The 9,533-nt window shown below is 40.2% G+C and carries 8 protein-coding genes; all 8 read left to right on the top strand.

The genetic code is table 11. The annotated features are described in order from the left end of the window. Positions 1-618: 618 nt before the first annotated feature. Complete coding sequence (rpsL, locus tag Q8S11_RS16755; protein WP_026897873.1) at positions 619-1,032, top strand: 30S ribosomal protein S12; 414 nt, start codon at positions 619-621, stop codon at positions 1,030-1,032. A 19-nt stretch (positions 1,033-1,051) separates the two neighbouring features. Next, positions 1,052-1,519 carry a 30S ribosomal protein S7 gene (gene rpsG, locus Q8S11_RS16750; RefSeq protein WP_079703558.1) on the top strand — a complete coding sequence of 156 codons (468 nt, stop codon included), beginning with the start codon at positions 1,052-1,054 and terminating at the stop codon, positions 1,517-1,519. A gap of 15 nt (positions 1,520-1,534) precedes the next feature. Next, the gene (fusA, locus tag Q8S11_RS16745; protein ID WP_305663275.1) at positions 1,535-3,640 is read left to right on the top strand and encodes an elongation factor G; all 2,106 of its coding nucleotides are present in this window, start codon (positions 1,535-1,537) and stop codon (positions 3,638-3,640) included. A 136-nt stretch (positions 3,641-3,776) separates the two neighbouring features. Next, a complete protein-coding gene (gene rpsJ / locus Q8S11_RS16740) occupies positions 3,777-4,082 on the top strand; it encodes a 30S ribosomal protein S10 (RefSeq protein ID WP_090706153.1) in 306 nt (101 codons plus the stop codon). Positions 4,083-4,671: 589 nt separating this feature from the next. After that, a complete protein-coding gene (locus Q8S11_RS16735) occupies positions 4,672-5,895 on the top strand; it encodes a gliding motility-associated C-terminal domain-containing protein (protein ID WP_305663274.1) in 1,224 nt (407 codons plus the stop codon). Positions 5,896-5,904: 9 nt separating this feature from the next. Further along, positions 5,905-6,837: a type IX secretion system membrane protein PorP/SprF gene (locus Q8S11_RS16730; protein ID WP_305663273.1), complete on the top strand. Its 933-nt coding sequence runs from the start codon at positions 5,905-5,907 to the stop codon at positions 6,835-6,837. A 3-nt stretch (positions 6,838-6,840) separates the two neighbouring features. Further along, entirely contained in the window at positions 6,841-7,605 is a 765-nt protein-coding gene (locus Q8S11_RS16725) for a hypothetical protein (protein WP_305663272.1), read from the top strand. A 74-nt stretch (positions 7,606-7,679) separates the two neighbouring features. Beyond that, the coding region (locus Q8S11_RS16720; RefSeq protein ID WP_305663271.1) for a hypothetical protein at positions 7,680-9,533 on the top strand (1,854 nt) is incomplete at its 3' end.

The raw sequence follows: 9,533 nt of genomic DNA, 5'->3' as shown, positions 1-9,533 counted from the left end.
GGAACAGCGGATGAAAGCTGGAAATTTAAGAAGAGCTTTTCCTGATATTTTTTCTTGCCTTGCATGAACTAATTTCCACAAAATCAACTTTCTTTAAAAATTATAGTTATCAACCATTGTGAGTTGTGCAACAGCCACCTGCAGGAAAAGGACTAGGCCCCGCGGCCATGAGCGGGTAATATATCCCATAATTTGGATTTGTTTGTCAAAATCAAAAAAGTAAAAAATTAATTCGCGACAAACTTGTATGTATTTAATATGAAATCAACTCTTAACTTAATAACATTGAGCTTTCGCTGAATGACAATTCGTTGGGGGGGAGAATATGGAGATTCTGGCCTTCGCCGGAATCTGAATCACATCAATTTCCATTTTTAATAAAATGCCCCGCCTACGGGCTTTCCAGATCAATCTTCATATCAGACATCAGACTTCATTTATCAGTTATCAGTTATCAGTCATCATACCTCATACCTCTTTCACAATAATCAATCCTAAATAAATTCTCCCACAACCCATTGAAAATCAAAATAAACTTCCTACTTTTGCAGTCCCTAAATGAAAGCTGTAACAAGCTGAGATGCAGGGATTAAATAATATAAACACTAAAAGGAAAAAATGCCTACTATCCAACAATTAGTTAGAAAAGGTAGAGTAGCTCTGGTCGACAAGAGTAAGTCGCCAGCGTTGGACAGCTGTCCACAGCGAAGAGGAGTGTGCACACGTGTGTATACCACTACCCCTAAAAAACCAAACTCAGCAATGCGTAAAGTTGCCCGTGTGCGCTTAACCAATGGAAAAGAAGTGAATGCTTACATTCCTGGAGAAGGTCACAACTTACAGGAACACTCTATTGTATTAATCCGTGGAGGTCGTGTGAAAGATTTACCAGGAGTTCGTTACCACATTATTCGTGGTGCTTTGGATACTTCAGGTGTAGCCGGACGTAACCAACGTCGTTCTAAATACGGAACTAAGAAACCAAAACCAGGTCAGGTAGCAGCTGCTCCAACTAAGGGTAAAAAGAAATAATTAAACGGAGGAAAGCAACATGAGAAAGTCAAAACCAAAAAAGAGAATCTTACTGCCTGATCCAAAGTTTAACGACGTAATGGTAACCAGGTTTGTAAATAATATGATGTATGACGGTAAAAAATCTATCGCATACTCTATTTTCTACGATGCAGTTGAATTAGTAGAGAAAAAAACAAGCGAAAACGGATTAGAATCCTGGAAAAAAGCTTTGAACAATGTAATGCCAGCAGTAGAGGTTAAATCCCGTCGTGTTGGTGGTGCAAACTTCCAGGTCCCTACAGAGGTTCGTCCTGAGCGTAAAATTGCTTTAGGAATGAAATGGCTCATTAATTATTCACGTAAGCGTGGTGAGAAGACCATGACCGAGAAATTGGCCGGAGAAATCATTTCAGCTTCTAAGGGTGAAGGTGCCGCAGTTAAGAAGAAAGAAGATACCCACAAAATGGCAGAAGCTAACAAAGCGTTCTCTCATTTTAGATTCTAATCAGGAAATAATACAATGTCAAGAGACTTAAAATATACAAGAAATATTGGTATCGCTGCCCACATTGATGCGGGAAAAACAACTACTACAGAGCGTATCCTTTACTATTCAGGTGTAAGCCATAAAATTGGTGAGGTGCATGATGGTGCCGCAACGATGGACTGGATGGCACAGGAGCAGGAGCGTGGTATTACCATTACTTCGGCAGCTACAACTGTTAACTGGAAATACAGGGGTGATACTTATCATATCAACGTTATTGATACTCCCGGACACGTGGATTTTACTGTAGAGGTAAACCGTTCATTACGAGTTTTGGATGGGTTGGTATTTCTTTTTTCTGCAGTTGATGGTGTTGAGCCACAATCAGAAACTAACTGGCGTTTAGCAAATAATTATAGCGTTCCACGTATTGGGTTCGTTAATAAGATGGACCGTTCAGGTGCTGATTTCTTAAAAGTTGTTAAGCAGGTTAAGGATATGCTTGGAAGCAATGCAGTTCCTTTGCAATTACCAATTGGTTCTGAAGATAGCTTTAAAGGAGTGGTTGATCTGATCAACTTCCGTGGAATCGTTTGGAATGAGCATGATAAAGGCATGACCTTTACTGAAGTTCCTATTCCTGATGATCTGGTTGCTGAAGCAACAGAATGGAGAGAGAAATTATTAGAGTCTGTTGCTGAATACGACGAGTCTTTAATGGAAAAATTCTTTGATGCTCCTGAAACAATCACTGAACGTGAAGTTTTGGATGCATTGCGTAAAGCAGTTCTTGATGCTAAGATTGTACCGATGGTATGTGGTTCTTCATTCAAGAATAAGGGTGTTCAAACCATGCTAGATTATGTGATGGAATTATTGCCATCTCCATTGGATGTTGAAGGTATTGTAGGTACTAACCCGGAAACTGGTGAAGAAGTAAGTCGCCAGCCAAGTGAAAAAGAACCATTTGCGGCATTGGCCTTTAAGATTGCAACCGATCCTTTCGTAGGTCGTTTGTGTTTTATTCGTGTATACTCAGGTAATCTGGAAGCAGGTTCCTATGTCCACAATATGCGATCTGATAATAAGGAGCGTATCTCTCGTATTTTCCAGATGCATGCTAACAAGCAAAATCCTATTCCTAATGTTGGAGCCGGAGATATTGCTGCAGTAGTTGGATTTAAGGATATCAAAACAGGAGATACACTTTGCGATGAGAAACATCCTATTGTTTTAGAATCGATGAATTTCCCTGAGCCGGTAATTGGTTTGGCAATCGAGCCTAAAACTCAGGCAGACGTTGATAAATTGGGTATAGGTTTAGGTAAATTAGCTGAAGAAGATCCTACATTCCGTGTAAAAACAGATGAAGAAACCGGTCAGACCATTATTTCAGGTATGGGTGAACTTCACCTGGATATCCTGATCGACCGTCTTAAACGTGAGTTTAAGGTAGAGGTGAACCAGGGTGCTCCGCAGGTTTCTTATAAGGAAGCTATTACAGGAACTACACAACACCGTGAAACTTATAAGAAACAAACTGGTGGTCGTGGTAAATTTGCTGATATTCAGGTTATTATATCGCCTAATGACGAGGGTAAAACCGGTTTGCAGTTTGTGAATGAGATCTCAGGTGGTTCTATTCCGCGTGAATTTATTCCTTCTGTAGAAAAAGGTTTTGCTGCAGCCATGGTAAATGGTGTTCTTGCAGGATATCCACTACAGGATATGAAAGTTCGTTTGATTGATGGTTCATTCCACGCAGTCGATTCAGATGCACTGTCTTTCGAGATCTGTGCTAAATCTGCTTTCCGTGAAGCATTGCCAAAATGTAAGCCTGTATTGATGGAGCCTATCATGAAGATCGAAATCCTTACCCCTGAAGAGAATATGGGTGATGTGATTGGTGATATGAATCGTCGTCGTGGTCAACTTTTAGGTATGGATACACGTGCCGGTGCACAGGTTATCAAAGCTACTGTTCCACTATCAGAAATGTTTGGTTATGTTACTCAGTTACGTACCATCACTTCGGGTCGTGCAACGTCAACCATGGAGTTTGATCACTATGCTGAAGCTCCTAGGAATGTTCAGGAAGAGGTTGTAGCGAAGGTGAAGGGTAAGAAAGCAAACTCCTAACAAGAATCAAGTATCAAGATCCAAGAATCAAGATCAAGGATTTATCGTCTTGAATCTTGGTTCCTGGTTCTTGTGTCAAATATTTTAACCGGTTATCGTTACTAATAGCTCTAACGTTAACTCTAAACAAATCAAAATGAGCCAAAGAATCAGAATTAAATTAAAATCATACGATTATAATCTCGTAGACAAATCTGCTGAGAAGATCGTTAAAACCGTTAAGCCTACGGGTGCGGTGGTAAGCGGACCGATTCCCTTGCCTACAGAAAAGAGAATATTTACAGTTTTGCGTTCACCGCACGTAAATAAGAAAGGAAGAGAGCAGTTTCAGTTATGCGCTTATAAGCGTTTACTTGATATTTACAGCTCCAATTCCAAGACTGTTGATGCTTTGATGAAGCTTGAATTACCCAGTGGGGTTGAAGTGGAAATCAAGGTTTAATCTTCCTGAATTTATTAAAAAAAGCTATCCTTCCGGATGGCTTTTTTTGTTTCTGGCAGCCCCTTTGCTCTTAGTTTCGAAATCATAAAATACTACTTTCAGGAGTGCAAACCGATATCCTAAGTATTTGAATTTTTAGTTCAAATAGTCTTGCTTTTTGCTCTAAATTTCAGTGATGAGCTTTTCCCTGCGCAAATTTTATGAACTTGGACTCAAGAAGTAAATTTCATCTGTAAATATAAAAATTTCTTATTTGTAGAAAAAAATACACAAAATGTGTATTAAACTCTACGATTTTTCTTCTCAATCCTTGTAAATTATAAAATAATTATCGTTTAAATTAAATATATATCGTTTTTGCGAGTTTAAAGCGCGATATTAGTGATGAATAGTCTTCTAATGGACTTTAGAGCCTGAAATATCACTGGTGGTATGATTATGGCTTTATATAACCGATAGGTTAAATTTTAATCCATTTGAAGTAATTATTTGTAGCGTAGTGCATTTTAAAGGAACATATAAGTTAAATATTTTAATTGCCATTTATATTCTGTTTCCCTCCGTTATGAGGGCTCAGGAGATTGTGCAAATGACTGTGCACTCGGGCGAATCTTTTTATGTTCATCCGGAGGCTAATGTATCGGTTTTTTCTGATTTAAATAATTCGGGTTCTCTTGGATCTTATAACAATTCTTCAATTAATTTTCTTGGTCAGCGCTGGAATAACATGAGCGGAAGTCGAATAGTAGATGAGAGTACAGGCGGTCAAACCGGATTAGGTGGAACTATTCGGTTTTCAGGATCAACTTCTCAATCGATCAATACTTTAACTTCTGCACAGGCTAATACAGGGTTTCCAAATATTACGCTTGCTAACCCACAGAATCTGATTCTTCAGGGCAACGATCTGTTAGTCAGAAGAAGTTTTAATTTCCAAAGTGGAAAGGTGATTCTGAATAGCAGAAATGCTATAATGCAAGCTGGGGCAAACATTGCCGGATTTGACAATAATAAGTATTTCGTAACCGGAACCTCAACTACGGGAGGTGCATTAGTGAGAAAAACGACAGGCTCACAAACTACTCAAATCATATTTCCAATTGGATCAACTGTTGGCAGTTATACACCTGCTTCGATTATTTATAATGGAATTGCGCAGGATTTGAAGCTAAGGGTATTCGATAATGTCTATGACAAGGCAACATTTGGAAACCCAGATAATATAAATTTCGTAACTAAAACCTGGAATTTATCACTAAATAATCTTGATCCTAATGCTAGTCTTGTTCTAAATGCTCAGCATAATTCATCTGAAGAAGGTTCGCAATTTACTGCCGATAGAACAAAGAGTTTTATCAGCAGGTACCAGTCAAATATTGAGAAATGGGATTTTGCAGATGGTAACGGAATTACTCCGGGAGTAATTTCATCAGGTGGTCCAATTCCAAACTCTTTTCTCAGTACCCGGACGATAAATAGGGGAATGGGTTTAAACGAATATTTTTCAAAATCTGTATTGAAGGAAAATGTGCTTGCCAATTATAGGGTCCCCGTCGGTATTTCCCCTAATAATGATGGTTTGAACGACAAATTCGTAATTGAGAACCTCCAGGCTACTGATAAGGTCAGAATTGAAATTTACAACAGATGGCAAAGTCTTGTATTCAGGGATACAGATTATAAAAACACTTTTGAAGGTATAGGAAATCAGAAGGGGATGCTTAATAATAATCTTCCAGATGGTACATATTATTACATTTTACATTTTAATGATTCAAAGCCGGTAACGGGTTATATCATTATTAACAGGTAGTAAAAAAGGATGTTTAAAAGAACAATTAGAATAATATTTTGTTTTATTATATCTCTGACAGGATCTCAAAATCTGTTTGCTCAGCAATTGCCTCTTTTTTCCGAATACATGTTTAATACACTGGAAATTAATCCTGCTTATGCGGGTTTCAGGGATGCTCTAAGCATCACTACCATGTTTCGGAAACAGTATACAGGATTTAAAACAGCCCCTCAAAGTACTTTTTTTGCAGCCGACATGCCCATTTCAGGAAAACGGGTTGGCATAGGTTTGAAACTGCTGGATGACAGGGATGAAATCACTAAAACATTAGGTGCTCAGGGAGTTTACTCCTTTAAGATCCCAACAGGACAGTATTCCAATATTTCACTTGGTTTACAAGGCGGAGTCTATAATTTCAGAACAGATTATACCAAGGTTGATGTAATTGACCCGAATGATCCTTCATTCAGTCAGAATATTAATTCCCTGAAACTGAATTTTGGTACCGGCGTATTTTTCAATACAGAAACTTTCTTTGCAGGACTTTCATCCCCTAATTTAATACGCAATAATTTCAATAAAGAAAATAATACAGGTGCTTTCAGTGAGATGAAGCAGCAAATGCACATTTATTTTAATACGGGCTATGTTTTTGCACTTAGTGATGATCTTCACATTAAGCCATCTGTCTTAGTCAGGGGAGTAGCCGGAAGTCCGCTTTCCTATGATATCAATACTAATTTCTGGATATCGGATATGCTCGGTCTTGGCGTTTCCTACCGGAACAAAACCGCAATGGTAGGAATAATTGATCTTAAAGTTGTCCCTGAACTTCATTTGGGTTACGCATATGATCATTCTATATCAAAATTCAATATAATTTCAAAAGGTTCACATGAAGTAATCCTGAGATATGAATTCTCATTTGATCGAATGACCCTCTCACCACGATATTTTTAAATTATGAAAAGTAAGTTTCAGCAAATATTTATTCAGACCAGGAGCTTTAGTCTTGTTCTTTTTATCATGTTATGTCTTTTTTGCGCAAATCTAAGCCAGGCTCAGGTAAAAATTGGTACTAATCCAGATCAGATTCAGCGTTCTTCCATACTTGAATTGGAGAGTGATACTAAGGGTTTATTATTACCCCGTTTAAGCGACACCATTGCAATTAATGCTTTAAATCCATTGGACGGTATGCTTATTTATTTGTCAAAAGAACCAAAACAGGGACTTTATGTCCGTAAGGGTGGGGTTTGGAGTTTCCTGAGCGGGGTATCCAACACCAATATCAATAACAATGTAAACGTAGATGAGACCAAGCTAAATCTTGGAAATATGGGAGGAAAAATAAACCCGGGTACTCAGATTGCTGCTTCCCCAGGAACTGTTTCAGGTCAGGTACTCACCTGGAACGGAACTGCCTGGGAGCCGAAGTCGATCCTGCAGGTTTCAACTACCATTGTTGAAAAGGCAAAAGAGTTTAATACCACTTCTGGGGGCAATGTGATTATTGAACCAAATAGTACCAATGTGGTAGTGGTTAATGTAGCAGGAGCAGTTCCCGGAGATATTGTCTTTGTCGCCTTAATCGGGGATACTCCTGATTTTGCTGTATACAATGCATGGGTTAGTGGCACAGATCAGGTAAGTATCCGATTCGCAAATTATCAGGCAGATCCGGTAACCATCATCGGAACACAGTACAAGGTTTTATTAATGAAATAAATTAGTTTGAAGCAGGAAATCTGCTCAATAAGATATTATTAGATATTTTTTTTTCGGATTATATGAAATACTCAATGAAACGACTTATCCGTTTAGCCTGTCTGACAGGCGTTTTGCTTGGTGCAATTGGTACGGTGCAGGGACAAACGAGACAGATCAGGCTTGGTGATAATATGGGCGACCATAGGGCAGCACAGGACCTGGATATGAACAGTAAGCAAATACTGAATGCGGAAGGAATAGCGATAGGATCGGCTACCATAACCAATCAGAATGTTGCCTTTCAGATTGATGGTACCAACAAAGCTATCCTGATGCCTCGCATTACTGCGCTTTCTGCAATTGCATCTCCTGTCAATGGTATGTTGGTTTATAATTCGACAGACAATAAGTTCTATGTGAGGGAGAACGGGGTCTGGGCTTCCTTTGCAACTGTTACCGATTTGAACAATAATACATCGGCTGTTACGGTTGATAATATTTCAATTATCAAAGATAATACCGGTGCGCTCGCGGCAAATATAAATTCGGCTATTTGGAATGCAAACCGGCTTCAGGGTAATGCTGTATCAACCACTGCACCACTTACCGGCCAGGTTTTGAGCTGGAACGGAACTGCCTGGGTTCCAGCTAATGCAACAGCCCAAACTGCTCAAACGGTTACTGCAGCAGCCCAACCAGCCATTACTTCTGTTGGTACATTAAGCGGTCTGACTGTAACTAATCCGATTGCAGGAAGTGTTACCGGCAATGCCGCCACAGCGACTAAGCTTTCAACGCCAAGAAATATCAACGGAGTTCCATTTGATGGTTCTGCAGATATTACCCTTACGGCTGCGGCTGATGCAAACACCTTAACGGGTACAACACTGAATCCGAATGTATTAAATTCTTCCCTGACTTCTGTTGGTACATTAAGTAGCCTTACTGTGACTAATCCGATTGCAGGAAGTGTGACAGGGAATGCGGCTACAGCGACAGCTTTGGCTACACCAAGAATGATTAATGGGGTAGCTTTTGATGGTACAGCAGATATTACTCTAGAAGTTGAAGAAGCAAAAAAGCTCAAAACTCCAAAAAATATTAATGGAGTTCCATTTGATGGATCTGAAGATATTACCATTACCGCTGCCGCGGATGCAAACCAACTGACCGGTACAACTTTAAAATCGACAGTAGTCAATTCTTCACTGACTTCCGTAGGAACCTTAACAGACCTGACGGTCACCAACCCGATTGCAGGAAGCATCACGGGTAATGCGGCAACCGCAACCAGTGCAACTACAGCAACCAGTGCGACTACAGCAGGCACGGTTACCACGGCCGCTCAGCCGAACATCACTTCGGTAGGCACCTTAACGGGCTTAACCGTTACCGCTCCGATTGCAGGATCGGTGACCGGCAATGCCGCTACAGCAACTGCTTTGGCTACTCCAAGAACGATCAACGGGGTATCCTTTGATGGTACGGCCAATATTGATATTACTGCTGCCGCGGATGCAAACCAACTGACCGGTACAACTTTAAAATCGACAGTAGTCAACTCTTCACTGACTTCAGTAGGCACCTTAACTGACTTAACGGTAACCAACCCGATTGCCGGAAGCATCACCGGAAACGCAGCTACCGCAACCAGTGCAACTACAGCAACCAGTGCGACTACAGCAGGCACGGTTACCACAGCTGCTCAGCCAAACATTACTTCGGTAGGCACCTTAACAGGCTTAACCGTTACCGCTCCGATTGCAGGATCGGTGACCGGCAATGCCGCTACAGCAACTGCTTTGGCTACACCAAGAACGATCAACGGGGTATCCTTTGACGGCACGGCCAATATTGATATTACCGCAGCCGCGGATGCAAACCAATTGACGGGTACAACTTTAAAATCGACAGTAGTCAACTCTTCGCTGACTTCCGTAGGAACC

The organism is Daejeonella sp., from assembly GCF_030695525.1.
GTDB lineage: Bacteria > Bacteroidota > Bacteroidia > Sphingobacteriales > Sphingobacteriaceae > Daejeonella.
This window is presented reverse-complemented; position numbering and strand designations above follow the sequence as displayed.